Below are 21,824 nucleotides of genomic sequence, written 5' to 3' on the forward strand. Positions count from 1 at the left end.
GCGCAGAACACGCTCTTCCACCCGCCGCATCAGCCGCACTGTCCAAGCCATCCACGTACTACTGACCTGCGACTATTCACGATGAAAGAGGCTCACTGAAGTTTGATCGCCGTAGCTACGGGGCTTTCGGGGCCGACGTCTCCGGCTTGCACGGCGGCCGCCGCCTCCAGCAGAGGCCAGCCGTCAACCTCCACCGCCCGCCGCTCCTCCGGTTGCCACCCACGGGCCAGCGCTGCACCGAGCAGCGCCCGAACGGCGCCCGGCTCGTGCAGGTTCAGGTCTGCGCCCTGGGTGAAGCCCACGTCCCCGGAGCCGAAGGGGGCCCCGCCCGGGACGTACCGGCCGGGCCCGTCGGCAAAGACAATGCGCAGCGGCCCGCCGGTGCCGGCAGGCTGAGGGGACAGGGTGAGAATCTGGCGGCAGTCCATGGACCGCCCATCGTGGCCCCTTCGGTGGCTGTGGCGCATCGTCCACATGTACACGCGCCCGTCGGCGACCAGCCGACGGGGCTTCTTCGAATGGCGAGGCACACAGGTGAGGCTACGCGACCCGCTCCACAAGACACCCCGCGCGGTGAGCAAGATTCGATGAGACGAACAGGATGGTCGTCAAACTTCGGTGAGACCGGTCAAGGTCCGATGCGACAGGACATCCCTCCAGCCCCACAGGTCGCCCAGGACGCACTGGTGGATCGAGTCAGAAGTAATCCATGTGAATTCAAAAGCGCTATTGGATGCGCGATTGGACATGCAATCCAAGGTAGGGTGGGAGGGTGGAGGTGAGCTGCGTGCCCACTGAGAACGAGCTGTTCAGTGCAGTCGATGCGCTTTTGGAGCAGGTAGCGCAGGATGACCTGCCCTCGCCTGCCGAGCGCAGGCGCCTGCGGGAGGCCGCCGGGCTGACTCAGGGCCAGATCGCCAGCGCTTTGGAGACGCGTCGTGAGACGGTCGCCAACTGGGAGCTGGGCAAGACTGAACCTCGACCGCCGCAGCGTGCCGCCTACGCCCGCCTCCTGGAGAAGCTCGCTGAACGCTTCCCCGGCCCGGCCGCGGAGCCCGAGGTCCCGGAGACGGAGACGGAGACAGTCGCGGACCCCGCCGTGCCGGAGCCTGTGACAGAGCAGGCGCTCGAGCAACTGGCCTCCGAGCTAGCGACTGCAGTGCCAGTAGGCGAGGCGCCGGCGGATGCGGCTGGCTCGCACCGTCCGACCGGCGATGCCAGGCTGTCGGCGTCGCCGCGGCGCCCCGGCCCTAAGAAGGCGGCGAAGAAGCCGGCTGCCCCGGCCGCGGCTGCCGATCCGCGTTTCGAGAATGGTCCGCTGGCCGTGGTGGACGTCGACGAGGACGGTCAGGTCCTGGCGTACTGCGTTGGCGGTCTGGTCCTGGATGTGCCCGCGAAGTCGCTGCCGTCTCTGATCGAGTGGACGCTGGCCGAGGCCAGGCTCGGGCAGGCTCGCCTGCACCGCAACGGCCGTGACGCCGATCCGGTCCTGGTCCTCACTCCGGCCGCGCTGGAGCGCTACGGTCTGCCCGCCTCTCTGTCGGAGGAGGAGCGGCGCGCCGGACGGCTCCCGGACGGACACAAGGTGGTCAAGCAGCTCCACCGTGCCGAGTGGAAGCTGACTAAGCGCGGGTTCGGGCCGTGGGCGCGGATCTACCGCCCGGCCGAGGGCTCGCGGCGCCAGTGCGTGCAGCTGTGCATCCCGTCCTGGAATGCCCTGGATGCACGGGAGTGGAACAGAAGGGACGACCCGCAGCTGCCGACGATGCACCCGGCGGACCTGGCCCGGTACCTGGGCGCTTTTGCGCAGCGGGTGATGACGCCGCGCGGCACCGCGGCCGTCACCGGCCTGGAGCTGATGACCGCGCTGCGCCCGCCGACCCGTGCGGAGAAGGATCCGGTCACCGGAGAGTTCAAGCAGGCCTTCAACACCGACGCGCTCACCGCCGTGTACGACGTGGTGGAGTGCGAGGTCCCCGACGAACACCCCATCCTGAAGGGGAAGTTCGCCCGGCATCATCTGCGTACTGCGGCGGAGATGCTGATGGAGGAGCCCTACGACTGGTGCCGGCCGCTGACCGATGAGGAGTGCACACGCCGGTACCTGGTCGCGATCGACATCAACATGTCGTTCGCCGCGGCCGCCAACGGGCTCACCGTCGGTCTGAACGGCCCCACCCACCTCACCGGCAACCCGGCGTTCGACCCCTCCCTGCCGGGTTCCTGGCTGGTCGACCTGTCCCACGTCGACCTCTCCCGCGTGGACATCGCCGGCCGCACCGTCGACGGTGACCGCCTCCCGAGCCCGTTCACGCCCAAGGGCGAGACGCCCACCGGCCCGGCCTGGTACGCCACCCCGACCGTCGCCTACGCCGTGGAGCTCGGCTTCGACGTCGCGCCGATCGAGGCCTACGTGCGCACCCAGACCGGCCGCTACCTGGACCCCTGGTACAAGCGGCTGCGCGACGCCTACGTGGCCACGATGGCCGACCTCGGCGTGACCACCGACCTGGGCGGCCAGGAGTTCCTGGATGCGATGGCCCGCTCCAAGCAGGTCGACCCGGCGATGGCGCTGCTGGCGGGCGCGATCAAGGCGACCGCGAAGGGCGGGATCGGCAAGCTCCGCCAGCGCAACCGGGGCCAGGTGCCCTACTACGAGCCGTGGCCGGCCCTCGCGCGGGAGACGTGGCGCCCCGACATCCGGGCCGCTGTCCTGGCCAACCAGCGCATCGGCATCCACCGCAAGCTGATGAAGACCGCCGCGGCGGCCGACCTGTACCCGGTCGCGATCGGCACCGACGCCATCGTCTACCCCTCACCCGGCCCCAGCCCCCTGGACGTCCTGCCCCACACCGCGGAGGGCAAGCCGGTGCCGGGCGCGTTCCGGCTCGGCGTCTCACCGGGCATGGTCAAGCACCAGGGCACCCAGACCGTCCTGTGGGCCGAGGAACAGTTCGAAGAGCAAGGCGGCGTGTTCAACATCGCCAACCTCATCAAGAACGACCCCAGTGCCGGCGAAGGGGAGTAACACGCCATGGTCGACCGCATCGGGGACAGCCTGGATCGAGCCCTGGAGCAGGCCTTCACCCGGCCCGCCCCCAAGAGCGCCCAGGCCCAGATGAAGTACCTGGTCAAGCAGCTCAAGACCACCAAGCAGGTCGCCCAGCTGCTGGGCATCTCCCAGCGCACCGTGGAACGGTACGTGGCCGGCACCCTCAAGCGCCCCCGCCAGGCACTGCGTCAACGCATAGACCGCGAGGTCAAGAAGCGGTGGCAGCCGCAAGTGCGGGCCAGGGCGAAGAAGAAGGCCGCCACCACCGACGGTCTGGTCGTCTCCACCCGCGCCCGCTTCGGATTCACCGCCGCGCCCGGCACCACCGACGACGCCCGCATTCGCGACATCACCCAAGCCCTCCCACCCGAGTTCGCAGCCCGCCTGTTCACCGCCCGCGACCAGGGCGCCACCGAACACCAGCTCCAGCAGATCGCTGCCGAAGGCCTCGCACAGATGTACTTCCGCGCCAACAACACCCGCGCGCACGGCCTGGGAGTGGAGTTCACCGACGTGGAGCAGATCGAGATCGAGCTGTAGGCGCGCAAGGCGCCCCGTACGCTCGAGCGGGCCCTGTGAGCGTGCCGCACGGCGGTCCGTTGGGGAAACCACGCAGCCCGGCGAGACCGCGAGGGCGACCCGGAGATGGGTCTCTCCCGGATCGCCCTCGCGATCTCGCCGGGTCAGATGCGCCCGCGCGGGCCTTGGTCGTCGTCCGGGGCGAGGATGCGGCACTGGAAGCATGCCCAGCACCGCGTTGGAGGCGACGTCGCGTATCTCGTCCAGGATCCGGGCGAACTGGACGGAACCGACGGGCGCGTTCCAGGCGCGCTGCAGCTCGAAGGGATAGTCCTCCAGACCGTGGTGTCGGTGGACGACCCGCAAGTCGAAGGTGATCTCTGCCGCGTCGTCGAGCTTGTCGACCAGACGCACCACGAACGAGAACTTCACCGCGGCCTTGCCGAGCTGGTCCGGCGAGGTGAACTGCGCTCCGCGCTGATGTCCCCGCGGGGGCATCAGCCTCGGCAGCAGATGCGTCGCGTCGCTCGGCTCTGCCTGCGCCTCGGAGTAGAAGAACTTGCCCTGGAGCATCTCGTCGACCACGCCCCAAAGGCCCGTGAAGAGTTCGTTGAGCTCCCGGGCGACCCGGTCAAGGGAGTTCCGGCGTTCCAGGGCCAGCTGCGCGGCCTCGTGCGACGCGGCGGTCAGGACGGCGAGCCGGTCCTGCATCTCGGTGATCGACGCGGTCTCGCGGAACTCGGGCGGCTCGGCCAGGCAGGCACGGACCTCCTTCGCGAACTCGGCCATCGTGGCCGGCCCACCGGTTGGAGCACGGTGCAGCGCTGCATCAGCCGGTCCAGCTCGCCCGCCCACGGCAACGCGATGTGCCCCTGGAGGCTGTACTCGCCGCCGGACCAGTACTCCCCGGGCAGCAGCCAACGGGTCCGACGCAGCAGCACCTGAGCCGGCCTCCACAGATCAGGCACCCGAGTTCAGTACGGGATGGATTCAGTACATGCCGCATTCAATACACCATGTATCGTGAGCCTGTGAGCCCACCAGACGCCGTGTCCGGACCAGAGACCCGCCCGCCCCGCCGGCGGGTGCACACCCGTGCGCGACTGCTGGATTCAGCTGAACGCGTCCTCGTGGAGCGCGGCTACACCCAGACGACGATCGAGGACCTCTGCGCCGCCGCGGGGTACACGCGAGGCGCGTTCTACTCCAACTTCCGCAGCAAGGACGACCTGGTCCTCGCGCTCTTCGATCGGCACTCGGCGGACCGTCTCGACCAGTTGGAGCGGCTGCTGGTCGGGCCCGGGACCACCTCGGCCGAAGGGGTGGCGCGGGCGTTGCTGGAGGTCGACCCGCTGGAGCGGAACTGGATCCTGCTGTTCCTGGAGTTCCGCATCCACGCCGCCCGGGATGCGCGGCTCGCCGCCCAGCTGGACAAACACGACCGAGCGGTCCGGGAGGCTCTGGCGGAACTGCTCCAGCGGTGCTGTCCCGCGGTGGCTCGGGGGGCTGCGCCCGTCGGTGGTGTGGCGGCTACCCTGCTGGCCGTGCGTGAGGGCATCCTCGCGCGGACGGCGGGTGAGGGACCAGGGGTGCCGGAAGCCCTGGACGCCGCTGTCGCCACGCTCTCGGCGATTCTGCCAGCGCTCGGCATCCTGCCGGCCCCCGCGGCCCCGCAGCCGGAGTCATAGGACACGCGGGCCTGGCCCTGCACACGGATTTGCGTCAGGGGCACCGGTCAGGGGCCGGCGCCCGGTTCCCCCAACTTCCGCGAGGGATCACATCATGCAAGGCACGCCTCCCCATCCGGACGCCCGGCGGATACATTCCCGGCGCTGGAAAGCGCTGATAGTCATCGCGCTGGCTCAGCTGATGGTCGTTCTCGACACCACGGTCGTCAACATCTCCCTGCCCTCGGCACAGCACGACCTCGGCATCACCGACGGCAATCGCCAGTGGGTCATCACCGCCTACTCGCTGGCGTTCGGCGGACTGCTGCTCTTCGGCGGCCGCATCGCCGACCTGGCCGGGCGGCGCCGTATGTTCATCATCGGCCTCATCGGCTTCGCGGGAGCCTCCGCGCTGGGCGGTGCGGCGGTCGGCACGGCAACCCTGCTGGCGGCCCGCACACTGCAGGGGGTGTTCGGGGCATTGCTGGCGCCGGCCGCCCTGTCCCTGCTGTCCGTGACGTTCAGCGAACCGAAAGAGCGTGCCAAGGCGTTCGGCATCTACGGCGCCGTCTCCGGTGGTGGCGGCGCCCTCGGACTGATCCTCGGCGGAGTGCTCACCCAGTATCTGAGCTGGCGCTGGGCGCTGTACGTCAACATCCCCTTCGCGGTCGCCGGGATCGTCGGCGCCCTGACGGTGGTCCGCGAACCCGATGAGCGGCCCCAGCGGTCCCGGCTGGACATCCCCGGAGTCCTGCTGGCGACCGGTGGCCTGGTCCTGCTCGTCCTCGGCTTCTCACAGGCCGAGACACACGGGTGGCGCGCGCAGGACACCGTGCTGCCGCTGGTCGGTGCGGTGCTCCTGCTCGCCGTCTTCGTCCTGGTCGAAAGCAGGGTCGCGACGCCGCTGCTCCCTCTACGGGTCGTCACCGACCGCAACCGCGGCGGGGTCTACCTCTCGCTCGGCCTGTCGGTCATCGGGATGTTCGGCCTCTTCCTCTTCCTGACCTACTACCTACAGGTTGTGAAGGGGTACACGCCCCTCGTCACCGGACTCGCGTTCCTCCCGATGATCCTGGGCATGGTCACCGGGTCCACCCAGATCGGCTCCCGGCTGATGAACGTGCTTCCGCCCCGGCTGCTGATGGGGACCGGTTTCCTGGTCTCCGCCCTTGGCATCCTGCTGCTGACTCAGCTCGAGGTCGAAAGCTCCTACGCCGCCGTGGTGTTGCCCGCACAGGTCCTGCTCGGGCTCGGCATGGGAACGGCCTTCATGCCCGCGACGAGTCTGGCCACGCACCGCGTGCAGCCGCGGGACGCCGGTGTGGCCTCCGCCATGGTCTCCACCTCGCAGCAGGTCGGCGGATCGATTGGGACCGCGCTGCTAAACACCGTCGCGAGCAGTTCGGGCCACCGCTGGGCCGCCAGGCACCTTCAGCAGGCCAGGTCCCTCGGCAAGGCCGGCTACGCCAATCATGCCGCCGTCCACGGGTACACGGTCGCGAGCTGGTGGGCCGTGTCGATCCTCGGCATCGCCGCGCTGGCCGCCTTCACGCTCATCCAAGGTCCCAGCCAGGACGCCGGTGCAGCCGCCGCGACCGACACGGAGAAGACGACGACAGCGCCCGTCCTGCACGGCTGAGAGGACGAAGGGGTTCCTCCCGGTGGCCGGGAGGAACCCCTTCAGCGCGACGCTCCCACCATTCAGCCGGAGGTGAAGACCGCCTTCATCACCGACCCGTCGGACACCCGGGCCAGCGCCTCGGCATGGTCGCTCAGCGGGAACACCGTCACCAGCCGCGCGAGTTCGAAGCGCGCCGTCAGTGCCGGAAGAAGCCTCACGTACTCGACCAGGTGTGCTCCGGAGAACGCCCAGGAGCCGATCACGTCCAGCTGCCGGAAGACGATCTGGTGCGGGTTGAGCACCGTGTCACCGGCATCCGTGTACTGGCCGATCACCAGGTAGGAGCCCCCGCGCCGGGCCAGGGTCAGCCCCTGGGCCACCGCTGCGGGCACTCCCGCGCATTCGATCACCAGATCGGCGCCGTGCCCACCGGTCGCCTCCAGCACCTCGGCCAGCACCTCCTGGGGTGCTGCCGCGCCGGCCATGTCGATGTGCACGTCGCCGATGCCGGCCTCGGCCGCCAGCCGCAGCCGCTCGGCGGGACCGCCCACGATGATCACCTTGCCCGCGCCGGAGAGCTGGGCCAGTGCCGCGGCGGCGAGGCCAACCGGCCCGCTGCCCTGGACCACGACCGTCTCGCCGAGCCGGACCGGCCGACGCTCGTGGAGTGCGTGCACCACCGTCGGACCGGCACACGCCAGAGACATCGCGGCCAGCTGATCGACCCGCGGGTCGAGTCTGACGACCGTGGTCCCCGGGCGCAGCACGATGTGCTCGGCCCAGGCCCCGGAAAGGGCCGGCTCCTCCGTCGTGGAGCGGTTCACGCCGTAGGTGCGGCGCTGCTCGCACAGCGTCGGCTCTCGGTACTGCCGGCAGGGCACGCAGACGCCGCAGGCGATAGAGGACGCCCACATCACCGCATCACCCGCCCGCAGCGGCAGACCGGCTGCGTCCACGCTGGTTCCAGGACCCAGCTCGTGCACCACGCCCAGGCCTTCGTGGCCGAGCACCAGCGGAGTGGGCACCGCCAGGTGGCCCTTCTGAAGGTGCAGGTCGGTTCCGCACACCCCGCCGTAACCGCAAGCCACCACCAGCCCACCCGCAGGGGCCGGCGGGAGGTCGAACTCCCGCAGCTTCAGGGGCTGATCGAACTCATCGAGGACCAGCGCACGGGACCCCGGTACGGGTCGCGCGGTCATCGTGCGGCTCCGTCGAGGGATGCGAGGAAGGGTTCCGCAAGGGGCACCAGCGGCCGAGTGTCGCGCAGGACCACGTGCTCCGGGCGTGGTTCACCAGTCCAGCTCGGCAGGTTCGTGGTGTCGTTGTAGGTCGCGATGAGCAGCCGGCGCGGAAACGGGGACATGTTCGGAGCCGAACCGTGCACGATCTCCGGGGAGAAGAAGACCAGCGAGCCGGCCAGCCCCTTGGGGCTGGTCATGCCGTGCGTGCCCACCAGGTCGGCGAGCTGCTCGGCGGTCAGCGCGATGTCGTCCGGGTCGAGGTGCAGCTCGGACTTGGCCCCCTCGCGGCGGTCGTCGCGCACCAGACCGGCGCGGTGGGAGCCGGGGACGAAGATGACCGGGCCGTTGAACTCGTCCACGTTGTCGAGGAAGACGCCCACGTTGACCTGGCGCGGGGCGGGCAGGTTGTCGGCGATACGCCAGGCGACGTAGTCCTGGTGCCACGACCATCGTTCGCCGCCGAAGGCCGGCTTAGCGTTGATCTTGAACTGGTACGGGTAGACGTCCTCGGTCAGCAGCCGCCTGACCGGTCCCAGGACCCGGGGGTCACGGAGCAGCGCGGCGTACTCCGGCTGGCGCTGGTGGGAAGCGTAGACGGCCCGCACTGCGACACCGTCGTCCTCGACGATCCGCTGGGGTCCGGGGACCTCGCAGTCACGCTCGAACGCCGCACGCAGGGCCGCCACTTCGGCGGCGGTCAGTGCGGACTCCACCAGGAGGAAACCATCCTCGTGGTAGCGGTTGAGCTGTTCCTCGCTAATCAATTCTTTGCTTCTCTCGCTGTGTTACGGATGTATCTCGTGCAAAAGGCGCTCAGCCCATGAAGTTGCCCCCGTCCACAACGAGTTGCTGGCCGGTGAGATAGCGGCTGCGATCGGTCACCAGGAATTCGAGGGCGTCGGCGACGTCCGTCACCGTGCCGATCCGCCCGAGCGGGATCTGGCCCAGAACGCGCCGGCGTGGCTCCGGCTCGTCCAGCCGGTACCGCTCAACGACCTCAGGTGTGTCGGTGAAGCCGGGAAGCAGCGCGTTGACCCGGACCGCCGGCGCGAGTTCCAGTGCCAGACACCGGGTGAGCTGAAGCAGCCCGGCCTTGCTGGCGCAGTAGTTGGCCCCGTTCGGACGCGGTCGGATGGCGGTGGTCGCCCCGATGTTTACAATCGATCCGCAGCCTGCCGCCATCATCGCCGGGGCCAGCGCCTTGGTGAGGTGGAACGGCCCGGACAGGTTGGTGGCGATCACCTGGTCCCAGTCCCCGTCGGTCAGCTCCAGGAAGGGCCGGTCCCGGTTGACACCGGCGTTGTTCACCAGGACGTGCGGTGCGCCGTGGGCGGCGAGGATGCGCTCGCAGCCCGCCCGGACCTCGGCCGGACGGGTCAGGTCGATCCGTACGGCTTCGATGCCGCCCCCGCCCTGCCCGGCGGCCGCACGGGCCGCCCGCTCATCGCCCCGGTAGAGGGCGAGGACGTGGTAGCCGAGGGCGCTGAGCCGCCTGGACAGCTCCAGTCCGATGCCGCGGGTGCCGCCGCTCACCACGGCCGTACAGGCGGCCACCTCAGAACGGCCGGTCACCGGCGATGGCCGCACGGTCCACAACACGGCGGTGGGGGTAATAGTCGGACGTGGCGTAATGCTGCACTGCGCGGTTGTCCCAGAACACCACGTCTCCCGGCTGCCAGCGGAAACGAACCTGGTACTCGGGGTACTGGACCTGTCGGAACAGGTAGCGCAGCAGTTCCTCGCTTTCCGCGGGCTCCAGCCCCTCGATGTGTGTGGTGAAGATGGAAGTGACGAAGAGGCTCTTGCGTCCTGTGCGGGGGTGGGTCCGTACCACCGGATGGGCGACCGGCGGGAACAACTCCTGGAAGTGACTGCGCTGTTCGTCCGTCAGCAGGTCGCGGTAGTTCGCCGACGGTGTGAAGTCGTGCACCGCCCGCAGGCCCTCCAGACGGCTCTTCACCTCGTCGGGCAGGTTGTCGTAGGCGGCGCCGGTGTCGGCGAAGAGCGTGTCGCCCCCGGCCTCGGGCATCTCCACCATCCGCAGGACAGCACCGAGCGGCGGGTGGGGGATCCAGGGGAAGTCGTGGTGCCAGACGTTCTCGAAGCCGGGGTTGGCAGCCCCCTTCTCCAGACGGACGACGTCCTGGGAGGCACCTTTGGGCAGGAACGGATGTTGGTCGATCTCGCCCCAGTTGGCGGCGAAAGCCCGCTGCTGCTCGTGGGTGAGTTCCTGCCCGCGGAAGAACAGGACCTTCCACTCCAGCAGGGCGCGGTCCAGTTCCTCGAAGAGTTCGGGGGTCAGCGGTTCGGACAGGTCCAGCCCCTCGATCTCAGCACCCAGCAGTGGACCGTAGGGGCGCACCGAGAAGTGCCGGTACGGTCCGCCATGCTGGCCTTCGGCGAGGCGCCGGAGCAGCCTCGGCCCGTGGTAGTCCTCGCGGCCGTCGATTCCGTGCCGCACCAGCGCGCGGATGCGTGCCAGTTCTTCCTGGGCGTCCTTCGCTGCTTCGTCGCTCAGCTTCGTGTTCATGTGGTTTCTGCTCCGATCGGTCTGTCGGTCGGGTGATGGTCGATGTGGTCCAGGCACTCCTTGCGGGTGCCGGCGTGACGGACGACGGCCCAGCCGGCGGGGACGTCGGCGAAGGCCGGCCACAGTGAGTAGTGGCCTTCCCCGTCGGCCAGGACCAGGTAGGTCCCGTTCGGGTCGTCGAAGGGGTTCGGCACGGTCAGCTCCCCAAGAAGTCGCGGTCGAGGGCCGTTCTGTGCAGGTGGTCGGCGAGTACGGGCCCTAGTTGCACGAGAGCTTCGGGCGTGGTCATGCGGTGATGGGTCACGGTCACGTCATGCGTGTGGATCTCGCCGTCCACGTGCGCCCGCCAGGTATGGGGGGAGGTGCGGCCGGCCTCGTAGGGGTCGGCCGGGTCGGACAGCGCGGCGGTGAAGAAGAGCAGGTCGCCCTGGAAGCGGCCGGGTGTGAAGGAGGTCATCAGACGCAGGTGGTGCAGGAAGACTGCGTGCAGACGCCCGGTCGGCACCCCGTCCGGCATCTGGCCGGCGCCGCCGAACACAAGGCTGACGAAGGCGCGGTCGTCGATCTCGGGCGCCGGTCCCGTGCCGCTCGGGCAGGGGTAGGAGTCCAGGACGGCAAGCAGCGCGACCCTTTCGCCCGCCGTCTGGAGGGCGGTCGCCGCGGCATGGGCCACCAGCCCGCCGAAGGACCAGCCGAGCAGGTGGTAGGGCCCGGTGGGCTGTACGGCGCGGATCTGCTCCAGGTAGGCGGCGGCCATCTCCTGGACGCTGCCGGGCATCCGGCCGAGGTCCGTGAGGCCAGGCGCCTGGAGCCCATACACCGGCTGGTCGGGGCCGAGGTGGCGGAGCAGGCCCTGGTAGGACCAGCTGATGCCGGCGGCGGGAGGGAAGCAGAACAGCGGCGGGCGGCTGCCCTGGCGGCGCAGCGGCAGCAGCGGTGCCAGGGGGCCCCCGTCCGGTGCCGCAGCGGCCATCCGGTTGTCCAGCGCCGCCACCGTCGGGGCCTCGAACAGGTCCCGGACGCTCAGTTCCACCCGGAAGTCGGCTTGGATCCGGGCGAGGAGCCGGGCCGCCAGCATCGAGTGACCGCCGAGTTGGAAGAAGTCGTCTTCCACGCCGACTCGGGCCACTCCCAGCACCTCGGCGAAGTGCCTCGCCAGGGCCTTCTCCCGCGCGGTGCGCGGGGCACGGGTGGAGGCGGCCGCAGTGAAGTCGGGTTGGGGCAGGGCCCGGCGGTCGAGCTTGCCGTTGGGGGTCAGCGGGAAGGTGTCGAGCACAACCACGGCGGCCGGCACCATGTGTCTGGGCAGCCGCTCTGCCACATACGTGTGGACGGCCGCCGGAGTCGGTGCTTCCCCGCTCTGCGCCACCACATAGGCGACCAGACAAGCGGCCCCGGAGGGATCTTCACGGACGACGACCTCGGCCTGGGTGACGCCCGGACACCCCGCGACGGCGTTCTTGACTTCCCCCGGCTCGATCCGGATGCCCCTGATCTTGACCTGGTGGTCGGTACGGCCCAGGTACTCCAGATCGCCGCCGGGGAGGCGGCGGACCAGGTCGCCCGTGCGGTACATCCGGCTTCCGGGCTCGCCGAAGGGATCGGCCACGAAGCGTTCGGCTGTCAGTGCCGGGCGGTTGAGGTAACCGTGGGCGAGTGCCGAGCCGGCCAAGTACAGCTCACCCGCAACGCCTGGTGGCGTCGGACGCAGACCGCTGTCCAGGACGTAACCGGACACGTTGGGGATGGGTCGTCCGATCGGCACGGAGGCGGGCCAGTCGGCGGGGTCGGCCGCCAGGGTGTGGGCGGTGACCAGGTGGGTCTCGGAGGGGCCGTAGTGGTTGTGCAGTCGCCGGTTCGGTACCCGGCGGCAGAACTCCCGGATGGCGCGGCTCGGCACAAGGGCCTCGCCTCCCTGGGCGAGCACCCGCAGCGCGGGCAGTTCCCGGTCCCGTGCACCGGCGGCCTCGCAGATGGCCTCGATCACCAAGTGAGGTGCGAAGAACTCGTTGATTTGCTGTTCGTCCAGCCACTCCACCAGGCGGTCCGGGTCGCGTCGGACGTCGTCGTCCGGGATGACCAGGGTCTTACCGAAGAGCAGGGCCGAGGTGATCTCCTGCACTGACACGTCGAAGCTGAGTGCGGTGAACTGGGCCGTCCTGGTGCCGGGAACCTGCGGGACGTCGGCGTCATGCCACCTGAGCAGGTTGACCAGGGAGCTGGTGGGCATCACCACGCCCTTGGGGGTCCCTGTGGTGCCCGAGGTGTAGATGACGTACGCGGTGTGCCACGACTCCAGCCGGCCGAGCCGGTCCTGGTCGCCCACCGCGGCGCCGGACAGGCGACGAAGTGCCTCGGCGGTCTCGGGCCCGTCGACCACCAGGGTGCGGACGCCCGTCCCGGGCAGGCCGGGGAGAACCTGTGTGGTGGTGAGCAGCAGCGCGGGCGCGGAATCCCGCAGCATGAAGGCGATCCGCTCCGCCGGGTAGTCCGGGTCGACGGGAAGGTACCCGGCTCCGGCCTTCAGGATGGCCAGCAAGGCAACGATCATGTCTGTCGACCGGGACGCCGCCAGGGCCACGATTCGGTCCGGACCGGCGCCTTCGGCGATCAGCAGCCGGGCGAGGCGGTTCGACGCGAGGTCGAGGTCCCGGTAGGTCACGGCACGTCCGTCACAGTCCAGCACGGCCGTCGCCATGGGGGTGCGTGCCACCTGGGCGGCGAACAGTTCGGGCAGCGTGGATTCGTGATACTTGACGCGGTTGGCACGGGACTCGGCGAGCAGTCCGGCACGCTCCTCCTCAGTGGCCAAGTCGATCAGGCCGACTGCTCGCTGCTGGGCGTTGGGCGCAGTGAACTCCCTGAGCAGCGCAAGGAAGCGGCGGTGGTGGGCAGCCAGCTCTTCAGGCCGGTACAGCTCGGGATTGCCGACCAGGTCGATCCGCAGCCCGCGGCCGTCGGAGCGGTCGTAGGCCGTGACGGAGAGGTCGTCGACCAGCCCCTGGGTGAGGTTGTGCGCGTGGGCTCGGTGCCCGGCGAACTCCAGGTCGTAGTCGAAGGACATGATGTTGACTTGGGGGGCCGTCAGGAAGCTCTCTTGCGGCTGGAGCCCGAAGGAACGGGAGAGGGACTCCCCTCGGTGGCGCTGGTGCCGAAGCAGCAGGCGGAACTCCCTGGAGACCTTGCGTATCAGGTCGAGTACCGACTCCTCCGGGCGCACTTCCACGTGCAGCGGCAGAGCGTTGGAGAGCATGACCGGCACCGTGCGGAGTTCGGCGTCGGGCCGGGCCGCAACCGGCAGGGTGAGGACCACGTGCCGCTCCCCTGTCATCTTGTGCAGGTAAGCGGCGGTGGCGGCGATCAACAGCACCGACCAGTGTGTGCGCGCCTGCCGCGCCGCGGTACGGAGCAGGGCCGTGTCTGCAGGGGTGAGCCGCCCCGTCTCGGTCAAGTTGTGGTCCGGTGTGCCGGACGGGGTTCCGGCCAGCCTGGTCGGCCTGAGTTGCTCGGCGGACCGGCCAGCCCAGTGGGCCTGGTCGGCCGCACACGCGTCCGACCGCTGGTACCGACGCTCGTTCTCCAGAAGGGTGCGCAGGCTGCCGTACGCTTCCGGAACTGGGTCGCGGCCTTTGACGGCGGCGCTGTAGAGCTCGGCGACCCTGAGGGAGATCAGTGCGCCGCTGTGCCCGTCAGCCACGATGTGATGAGCGCTCAGGTACCAGACGAAGTGTTCGGGACCGAGCCGGAACAGGGCATACGAGAAGAGGGGCCCGGTGGACAGTGGCAGCCGGCGGGCAAGGTCTGCGCGCATCCACGCCGTGGCCGCCGCCATGGGGTCGTCCTTGGCGCTGACGTCGAGAACCGGGAAGATCCAGTCGTCGCCCACGTCGGGGGTCTGCCAGGGCACGCCATCGCTTTCGCCAAACCGGACCCGGAAGGGTTCGGCCTCGGCGATGGTACGCCGGAGTGCGGCTTCGAATCTTTCCGTGTCGATGGGGCCACAGATCTCCAGATACTCACTGATACGAGACTGCCGCCCTTTTGGATTCAGCTGCTCGGCGAGCCATATCTCGTGCTGGGCAACCGAAAGTGGCAGACGAGTGCCGTCCAACTCTTTCCCCCGTAAATCACGTTGTGCGGATATTTCAAAGATTAGACGGCACCACTAAACTTCCCCATACGCCGGACCGTTCGCACTTCATGCGACGGACAGTGCATTTGCCACAACTATGGCGTACGTCACACCCGATCGTCCCTAGTCGCGCCGGGGCTCAAATCGCGGTGAGAGAAACACCAACTCTCGGCAAAAGGAACGTCCTGACCTTGCATGAGGTCCGGCGCGCTGTGGAAGATCAGCCGTTGGCGGGACTGACCATCTCGCCATCACAGAAGAACATCACGGGGGACACAATTGAACTTCCATATACTCGGCCCAATTGAGATTTCGGCGGCCGACGGCTCGACCTCGCCGGGCCCGGGCGCGCTCAAACAGCGAGCGCTACTGGCACTGCTGTGCCTGAACGCCGAGCGAGTCGTCTCCGCCCAGCAGTTGACCGACCTCGTCTGGCCGGACAGCCCACCGCGCACCGCGGCCACCGCTCTGCAGGTCTACGTGTCCAGACTGCGCAAACACCTGTCGGCGCTGGGCGCGGACCCGGGCGTCCTGACCACGCGGACCCCCGGCTACCTCATCGACTTGGGGCAGCGGCACGAACTGGACCTGCATCGCTTCGAGTCGACGGTGGCCAGGGCCCATGGGCTGAGAACCGTCGGGCGGATGGCGGAGGCCTCGGAACTGCTGGCCTCCGCCATCGCCCTGTGGCGCGGGCCGGCGCTCGCCGACGTCCGCGGCCTGCCCCTGCTGGACGACCTGGGCCGCCAGCTGGACGAGAAACGGAATTCCGCTCATGAACTGTGGGTGGAAACGGAACTCCGGCTCGGCCATAACTCCTGGGTGATCAGCGAGACCTACGGTCTGGTCGCGGACCAGCCGCTATGGGAGAACCTGTATCTCTATCTGATGGTGGCTCTCTACCGAAGCGGCCGCACCGCCGATGCACTCGGCGTCTACAACACCCTGCGGAACAAACTCGTCGAAGGGCTGGGAATGGAACCGAGTCTGCGGCTCCGGCAGGTGCAGCGCGCCATTCTCTCCCGGGCCTCCTGGCTGGAGGACGGGGCCGCTCTTCCGCTGGTCTCCTAGATAAGTTTCCCCAGGACGTCCCTTCCCCCGTCTCAGACGGCGGAAGGGCCGTTCTCGGCCAGGGCCGGCGCCAGGGTGGTCCGTCGCCCGGCACGTCCGGGCCTGGGCAGTTCAAGGGTGATGAATGCCTCGGCCCGCATGATGGCGAGCCCGATCCGGGGCAGATCGCGCGCCCGTGGGTACACCAGGAAACGCGGCTCCCAGTCCGGCTGGAATTTGGCGTTGAACTTGTAGAGCGACTCGATCTGGAACCAGCGCGAGGCGAAGACCAGCAGGCCGCGCCACACGCGCAGCACCGGTCCGGCTCCGAGCCGCTCCCCTCTGGCCAGGGCCGAGCGGAACACCGCGAAGTTCAGTGACACGCGGCGCACGCCCATCTGCTGCGCCGCCTGCAGTGCCGCGACGATCAGCAGTTCGTTGAGCCCAGGATCGGCGGAGCGGTCGCGCCGCATCAGGTCCAGCGAGATGCCCTCAGGCCCCCAGGGCACGAAGTGCAGGAGCGCCTTCAGATCGTCACCGGACGGCTCCTGCCCCGTTGCCTCGTCGGGTGCCCTGTGGGCGGTGACGACGACGCACTCGCCGTCCGCGGGATCTCCGAACCGGCCCAGCGCGGTGGAGAATCCGCGTTCGACGGTGGTGCCCCGCCACTGTGCCGCAGCGTCGCCGATCCGCTGCCGCTCCGTCGCGTCCAGTTCGGCGACCCGGCGCACCCGGCAGACGTAGCCGGCACGTTCGATCCTCTTCACCATCTGCCGGACGTTGCGCATGGCCCGGCCCGACAGCGAGAAGTCGGCCGTGTCGACCACCGCCTCGTCGCCCAGCTCCAGCGCGTCGAGTCCGGCCTCCCTGGCCCAGATCTCCCCGCCGGTCTCACTGCAGCCCACGACGGCGGGAACCCAGGCGTGCTCGCGGGCCTCGACCATGAAGGCATGGATGGCGCCCGGCCATGCCTCGACGTCGCCGAGCGGGTCGCCGGAGGCCAGCATGACCCCCGAGACCACCCGGTAGGCGATCGCGGCCTTTCCTGAGGGGGAGAAAGCCACGCTCTTGTCGTGCCGCAGCGCGAAGTAGCCCAGGGAGTCGCGGGCACCGTAGCGGTCGAGCAGCGCTCGCACCCGCGACTCGTCCTCCGCCGTCAGCTCCGGTTTCGGCGTCTCCGGGCGCAGCGCGAGCCAAGCGGTGGTCAGCGCGGTCAGCAGGCCGAGGGCACCCAACGAGTAGCCCACCAGGTCGGCGATCGGGGCCGAGGTGTACCGGACCGGCCCCTCGAAGCCGCACAGCCCGTACAGCACGTGCTCCAGCCGCTGCGGGAAGCCGTACGGCCGGCGCTCGCTCGATGGGTGGACGCTGACGATGAGCAGCCCGAGCAGAACGCTGACACTGCCGAGACCGAGCAGGCCGACGAACGCTCGCAGCCGGGTGCGCGGGTCGGCCTTGGCGTAGAACTCACGCCGGTGGACCACGATCGCCCCCAACAGCACCAGCGCGATCAACGCCGTGACCAGCTGGTGGCGGTGCAGCAGGTGAAGCGCCGCGCTCACCGGAAGCAGCACGACCACAGCGCGCCAGGCCCGGCGCTTGCGGCGGCGCAGCGCGTGGCCCAGCAGGATCAGCAGCAGTCCGCTGGTCAGCTGGCCCACCGCAGCGAGTGTGGTCACACCGCCGGGAAGATCACCGAGCCAGCTGTGCACCCGGGAGTGCCGGAAGCCGGGGAAGAGGGCACTCACCAGATCCAGGACACCGATCAGCCGGCAGACATGGCCCGCCACCGCCGGAACCCATGGCCGTCCGTTCCGATAACGCTCGTTCATAGTGCAACCCTAGAGGCTGGAAAGGGCGATAGCCCCTCTCATATCGGCCGATTTCGAGATGCGTTAGCGCGAGTTTAGTTTCCTCTCGAAAATGTCATACAGGGGTAAAGATTGCGCGATCCGAAGTGGCGCCTGAACGCCAATGACCTGTAAGAACCATCAGTAACCCCCCTGGATTTGAGCTTTTACTGAGCCTGGAGCCTGCAACTCCGTTTGGCGGGCGCGAAATCTGTTGAGCGTTCCGTGACGTCATGGTTAGAGTGAAGTCACTCCCCGGTTACTCAAGGCATTAAGCGTGCCATGCCGAGCCTTGGGAGAAAGTGCGCACTTTTTTGCGAATCGATTCGCGCATCCTCTTGAATTCTCACCACTCGAAGGGAACCACCATGAACGGCAAGCGTGCCGTCGCCGGTGCGGTCATCGCGGCTCTCGCCGCAGTCGGCACCGCGGGTCTCACCACGTCCAGCGCCTCGGCTGCCTCCCTGCCGCAGCACAAGGCCGCCGCCCAGCACTCAGTCGCCACCGCCCAGGTGCTCAGCAAGGGCGCGCAGCCGCAGTTCTGGCACGCGATCGCGCAGAGCGTCGCCGCGGCGACGGTCGTCAAGGCGTCCGAGGCAGCGGTGAAGGTCACGACCAAGCTGAAGTCGAGCGAGTCCTCGTCCTCCAGCGAGTCGTCGTCCTCGTCCAGCGGCGGTCCCGCCCTCAGCGGCGCGGCGGCGCACGGGGTGATCCTGGGCGACACCGCCTACGACGCCCACTGACCCTCGGCGTCGAGCAGTTCCGTACCGCCGCACGACATGCGGCACCGAGAGATCCACTGGCGTCGGCCGACCACCGGCGCCGCGTGACCTGTGGCGCCGGCAGACATCCGGCGCAAGGGGGAAGAGCCACGGCACCGCCCGGCAGGCGGAGCCGCGTGGCATACGGCATTGACCGACCGTCGGTGCCGGTGACGTGAGCCACCGCAGGACCAGCGGTGCGAAGTGACATGTGGTGTCGTGTGCCCACCGATGCCGATCGACCCCCGGTGCCGGGGCGGGGCGCCCCGCCCCGGCACGCAGTCTCGCGCGGATCCACCACCGTTTCCGAACCGACCCGACCTGGACGTCGACCCACCTGGATGTGGACAGCGATGAGAGTTCCCGCGCGCTCGCGCGCATCGGAGGGCGCACCCCCGGCGGCGGGTGCACCCCTCCCGCCGGCCGTACGGATCAGTGCGCTGGCAGCCCTCGCGGCCGTGGCGGTGTACTGCCTGTGCTGCCTGGTGTACAACGCCCCCGCCTCCCCGTTGAAAGACCGCGTCAAGGGCCCCGCCACGGCCGTAATGGAGCCGTACTTCTGGCAGGACTGGCAGCTCTTCGGGCCCACGCCCGGCAGCAGCGACGACCTCATCTACCTGCGTGCCCGGATGAGGCTTCCCTCGGGCAGGACCTTGGAGTCGAGCCCCGTCGAGATCGAGCAGGCCATCGACAGAGCGCCGCAGGACTTCCCCGTGAACCCCACGAAACTTCCCGGCGTCCTGCTCGCGTTCGACGCCGCGGCCAACCACTACGCGAGCATCGCTACCAAGTTCAACAAACTGCCCGCGGCCGACCGCAAGGACGCCCGGGCACGTCTCGACCACCAGTTCGCATCGGACTTCGAGGAAATGCGGCGGTTCTTCTCCGTCCAGGCGAAGGCGCTCTACCCGGACGCCCAGATCATCGCAGTCCAGGCGACCTTCAAGAACCGTCCCATCGTCCCGTTCTCGGCCCGGTACGCGGTGCCCAAGCCGAAGGAGCACGAGCAGGGGCTGCTGGCGACGTCGTGGATGACCTACGTACCGGGGGTGGCCCAGTGACCCGCGTATCCGCTCTGACGGCCAAGGCATGGCGAACCGGTACGGCACGGCTGGACACGGCGCTGCTGCGTCTCGCGACCCGCAGGCACCGGCTCATCGGCATCGCGGCGCTCCGTGTCGTCATCGGCTTCGCCACGGTCCTGTACTGCCTGTCCGACTACTCCAGGCGCCGCTTCCTGTGGGGGCCGGACTCCTACAACTCCCTCTCCACGGCGAAGGACGCGCTGCCGCGCTGGGGCTTCTCGCTCTTTCTGTGGAGCCACTCGACGCTCTGGTTCGAGATCGTCTTCCACGCCGTGATCGTGGTCGCCCTGGCCTTCATGATCTTCGGCGGCCGATGGCTCGCACTGGCCCAGGCCGTAATGATGTGGTCGCTGCACAACCGCAACCAGGACGTGCTCGAAGGCGGCGACAACCTCGCCCAAATCCTCATCCTGTTCATGGTCTTCACCGTCTCCGACGCCTACTTCGCGCCCGGCGCCAAGCGGCGGCGCGCGCGGCTGAGGGAGCGGGAGCGGCCGGCGATCTCCACCGTGCTGCACAACCTGGCCGCCTTTCTGATCGTCTTCCAGACCGCGGTGCTGTACTTCGCCGCCGGCTACTGGAAGATCACCGGGAAGATGTGGCAGGACGGCGTGGCGATGTACTACATCAGCCGGATCACCGGCTTCCAGATGTCGTCGGCGTACACGCACCTGATGAGCAACGCCTATGTGGGCACTGCCGTCTGCTACTTCACAATCGCTGTCGAACTCGCGCTGCCCTTCGCGATCCTGTCCGCCCGCCCATGGGTCCGGAAGGCCAACACCCTGGCCCTGGAGGCCATGCACGTGGGCATCATGGTCTGCATGGGCCTGGTGTGCTTCGGCCTGCTGATGATCGGCGCGGACTGCACCTGCCTGCGCGACGACGACTACCGGTCGCTCGCCCGGCGTCTGCGGACCCTCAAGGAGCGCCTGCTGCTCCGTGGTTGGTCGCCGATGCCCGCGCGCGGTATGAGTTCCGTGGCGATCGCGGCCGGACAGGACGGGGTGACAGATGCGTGACACAGCCACGGAACCGGTTGGCGGCACCGGCTCGCAAGGCGCGGCGGCGGATGCCCTGTACCGGTTCCTCACCGCCGGGCGCGCCGACCGGGAGCGCCTCGCGCCGCGCGTGGTCGCCGCCGTGGGACGCGAGCAGCTCGACGAGATCGTGGACACCACCCTCGCGCGCGTCGGCGAGGTCACCGGCGTGCACGACAGCCCCGAGGGACTGGTGATCGGCGGCACCCGGGGAAGCGCTCTTGCCTTCGCTGCCACCGCGGACGGCCGGACGCTCGACCATCTCCTGATCGCCCCCGGCACGTACCGTCCCTCACTCCCGCTCCTCGCCCGGCTGCGTCGGGCTCTGCCGTGGACCGTGCTGGTGGCGCTGTTCGTCGTGCGGATCGACGCCTGCTGGGAGGCGCCCTCCCAGATCGCCTGGTGCGGGCGCCTGCTCATCGTCGCGGTCGGGTACCTGGTCATCGAGGGGTGGCGTGCCCCCGCCCTGATGCCGTGGTGGGCCCGCCGGCCGCTGGAGGCGGGGGCCCTCGTCGCCCTCGCCTCCGCCTGGCGGCTGCCGGGGCTGCCCGCGTCGGGCGGCGCCGGCGAGCTCGTCGTGGGGGCCTGCCTGGTCGCCGTCGTCGGCGTACTGCTGGCGCGGGCACGACGCCACCGCTGGGGAACAGCCGTCTCCCGGCCGCTCGTCTTCCCTTTGCGGGGCGGCAGTTGGTACATCGCGCAGGGCGGAGGGCGCGGCCTCAACCACCATTTCGCCTTCCCCGAGCAGCGTGGCGCCCTGGACGTGGTTCAGGTCGGCCCCGGCGGCACGCGGGGGCGCTCCCGAGGCATGAACGAGAGCTACCTCGTGTACGGACAACCCGTGCACGCCCCCTGCGACGGCACGGTCGCCGCCGCCGCCGACCACATCGACGACCAGGAACCCGGCACCATCCGCTACCAGCCCGCCTACGGCAACCACGTGTGGATTGACACCGGCGCCGAGCTCGTCAAACTCGCCCACCTGCGCCCCGGCACCGTGACCGTGGCCAAGGGCGACACCGTGCGCGCCGGGCAGGTGCTCGGCGAGGTCGGCAACTCGGGCAACAGCACCGAGCCGCACCTGCACATCCACGCCGAACGCGACGGCGTCGGCCTCGACCTGGAGTTCGAGGGGGTCTCGGGCCCGCTGTGCCGCGGCCGGACCGTCCGCTCGTAGACCACACCACGCCCTTCATCACGACAGGCAGCCCTGCGGCCCGCACGGACGACACGCCCGGGCCGCCTCGTCACGTCCCGCGCGCCCTCGGCACCCCCT

Annotated in this window: 18 protein-coding genes; 10 read left to right on the plus strand and 8 right to left on the minus strand. The window is 69.4% G+C overall.

The features are described 5' to 3' along the window. Positions 1–92 precede the first annotated feature (92 nt). Positions 93–428, minus strand: a complete 336-nt coding sequence (locus ACGFZN_RS37935; protein ID WP_393863035.1) for a hypothetical protein — start codon at positions 426–428, stop codon at positions 93–95. A 359-nt stretch (positions 429–787) separates the two neighbouring features. Here ACGFZN_RS37935 and tap point away from each other — a divergent pair, with 359 nt between their 5' ends. From tap to ACGFZN_RS37960, 5 genes are all read left to right on the plus strand, one after another. After that, positions 788–3,028, plus strand: coding sequence for a telomere-associated protein Tap (gene tap / locus ACGFZN_RS37940; RefSeq protein ID WP_393863036.1), 2,241 nt, complete (start codon positions 788–790; stop codon positions 3,026–3,028). A gap of 6 nt (positions 3,029–3,034) precedes the next feature. Continuing rightward, positions 3,035–3,592, plus strand: a complete 558-nt coding sequence (tpg, locus tag ACGFZN_RS37945; protein WP_393863037.1) for a telomere-protecting terminal protein Tpg — start codon at positions 3,035–3,037, stop codon at positions 3,590–3,592. 186 nt (positions 3,593–3,778) lie between these two features. Further along, entirely contained in the window at positions 3,779–4,516 is a 738-nt protein-coding gene (locus ACGFZN_RS37950) for a hypothetical protein (RefSeq protein WP_393863038.1), read from the plus strand. 86 nt (positions 4,517–4,602) lie between these two features. Then, positions 4,603–5,259, plus strand: coding sequence for a TetR/AcrR family transcriptional regulator (locus ACGFZN_RS37955; protein WP_393863039.1), 657 nt, complete (start codon positions 4,603–4,605; stop codon positions 5,257–5,259). Between the two features lie 94 nt (positions 5,260–5,353). After that, entirely contained in the window at positions 5,354–6,877 is a 1,524-nt protein-coding gene (locus tag ACGFZN_RS37960; RefSeq protein ID WP_393863040.1) for an MFS transporter, read from the plus strand. Between the two features lie 62 nt (positions 6,878–6,939). On the opposite strand, the gene ACGFZN_RS37965 is transcribed toward ACGFZN_RS37960, so the two are convergent. The 6 genes from ACGFZN_RS37965 to ACGFZN_RS37990 are packed head-to-tail and all read right to left on the minus strand — an operon-like array spanning position 6,940 to position 14,741. Beyond that, positions 6,940–8,058: a zinc-binding dehydrogenase gene (locus ACGFZN_RS37965; protein WP_393863041.1), complete on the minus strand. Its 1,119-nt coding sequence runs from the start codon at positions 8,056–8,058 to the stop codon at positions 6,940–6,942. After that, a complete protein-coding gene (locus tag ACGFZN_RS37970) occupies positions 8,055–8,864 on the minus strand; it encodes a phytanoyl-CoA dioxygenase family protein (protein ID WP_393863042.1) in 810 nt (269 codons plus the stop codon). The genes ACGFZN_RS37965 and ACGFZN_RS37970 overlap by 4 nt, the downstream gene beginning before the upstream one ends. Positions 8,865–8,913: 49 nt before the next feature. Beyond that, entirely contained in the window at positions 8,914–9,672 is a 759-nt protein-coding gene (locus ACGFZN_RS37975; RefSeq protein ID WP_393863043.1) for an SDR family NAD(P)-dependent oxidoreductase, read from the minus strand. Continuing rightward, positions 9,656–10,630, minus strand: coding sequence for a TauD/TfdA dioxygenase family protein (locus tag ACGFZN_RS37980; RefSeq protein ID WP_393863044.1), 975 nt, complete (start codon positions 10,628–10,630; stop codon positions 9,656–9,658). The genes ACGFZN_RS37975 and ACGFZN_RS37980 overlap by 17 nt, the downstream gene beginning before the upstream one ends. Continuing rightward, on the minus strand, positions 10,627–10,824 hold the full coding sequence (locus ACGFZN_RS37985) for an MbtH family protein (RefSeq protein ID WP_393863045.1): 198 nt from the start codon (positions 10,822–10,824) through the stop codon (positions 10,627–10,629). The genes ACGFZN_RS37980 and ACGFZN_RS37985 overlap by 4 nt, the downstream gene beginning before the upstream one ends. 2 nt (positions 10,825–10,826) lie before the next feature. After that, positions 10,827–14,741 carry an amino acid adenylation domain-containing protein gene (locus ACGFZN_RS37990; protein WP_393863046.1) on the minus strand — a complete coding sequence of 1,305 codons (3,915 nt, stop codon included), beginning with the start codon at positions 14,739–14,741 and terminating at the stop codon, positions 10,827–10,829. A 300-nt stretch (positions 14,742–15,041) separates the two neighbouring features. On the opposite strand from ACGFZN_RS37990, the gene ACGFZN_RS37995 reads away from it, so the two are divergent. Further along, entirely contained in the window at positions 15,042–15,833 is a 792-nt protein-coding gene (locus ACGFZN_RS37995; protein WP_393863047.1) for a BTAD domain-containing putative transcriptional regulator, read from the plus strand. A 32-nt stretch (positions 15,834–15,865) separates the two neighbouring features. Here ACGFZN_RS37995 and ACGFZN_RS38000 read toward each other — a convergent pair whose 3' ends face one another. Continuing rightward, the gene (locus ACGFZN_RS38000) at positions 15,866–17,644 is read right to left on the minus strand and encodes a phosphatidylglycerol lysyltransferase domain-containing protein (protein WP_393863048.1); all 1,779 of its coding nucleotides are present in this window, start codon (positions 17,642–17,644) and stop codon (positions 15,866–15,868) included. Between the two features lie 386 nt (positions 17,645–18,030). Between ACGFZN_RS38000 and ACGFZN_RS38005 the strand changes: the two genes are divergently transcribed. From ACGFZN_RS38005 to ACGFZN_RS38020, 4 genes are all read left to right on the plus strand, one after another. Further along, a complete protein-coding gene (locus ACGFZN_RS38005) occupies positions 18,031–18,405 on the plus strand; it encodes a hypothetical protein (RefSeq protein WP_393863049.1) in 375 nt (124 codons plus the stop codon). 371 nt (positions 18,406–18,776) lie between these two features. After that, entirely contained in the window at positions 18,777–19,484 is a 708-nt protein-coding gene (locus ACGFZN_RS38010) for a DUF5819 family protein (RefSeq protein ID WP_393863050.1), read from the plus strand. Then, a complete protein-coding gene (locus ACGFZN_RS38015) occupies positions 19,481–20,530 on the plus strand; it encodes a hypothetical protein (protein WP_393863051.1) in 1,050 nt (349 codons plus the stop codon). The genes ACGFZN_RS38010 and ACGFZN_RS38015 overlap by 4 nt, the downstream gene beginning before the upstream one ends. Beyond that, the gene (locus ACGFZN_RS38020; protein WP_393863052.1) at positions 20,523–21,725 is read left to right on the plus strand and encodes a M23 family metallopeptidase; all 1,203 of its coding nucleotides are present in this window, start codon (positions 20,523–20,525) and stop codon (positions 21,723–21,725) included. The genes ACGFZN_RS38015 and ACGFZN_RS38020 overlap by 8 nt, the downstream gene beginning before the upstream one ends. Positions 21,726–21,824 lie beyond the last annotated feature (99 nt).

This window comes from Streptomyces sp. NPDC048192, from assembly GCF_043202415.1.
GTDB lineage: Bacteria > Actinomycetota > Actinomycetes > Streptomycetales > Streptomycetaceae > Streptomyces.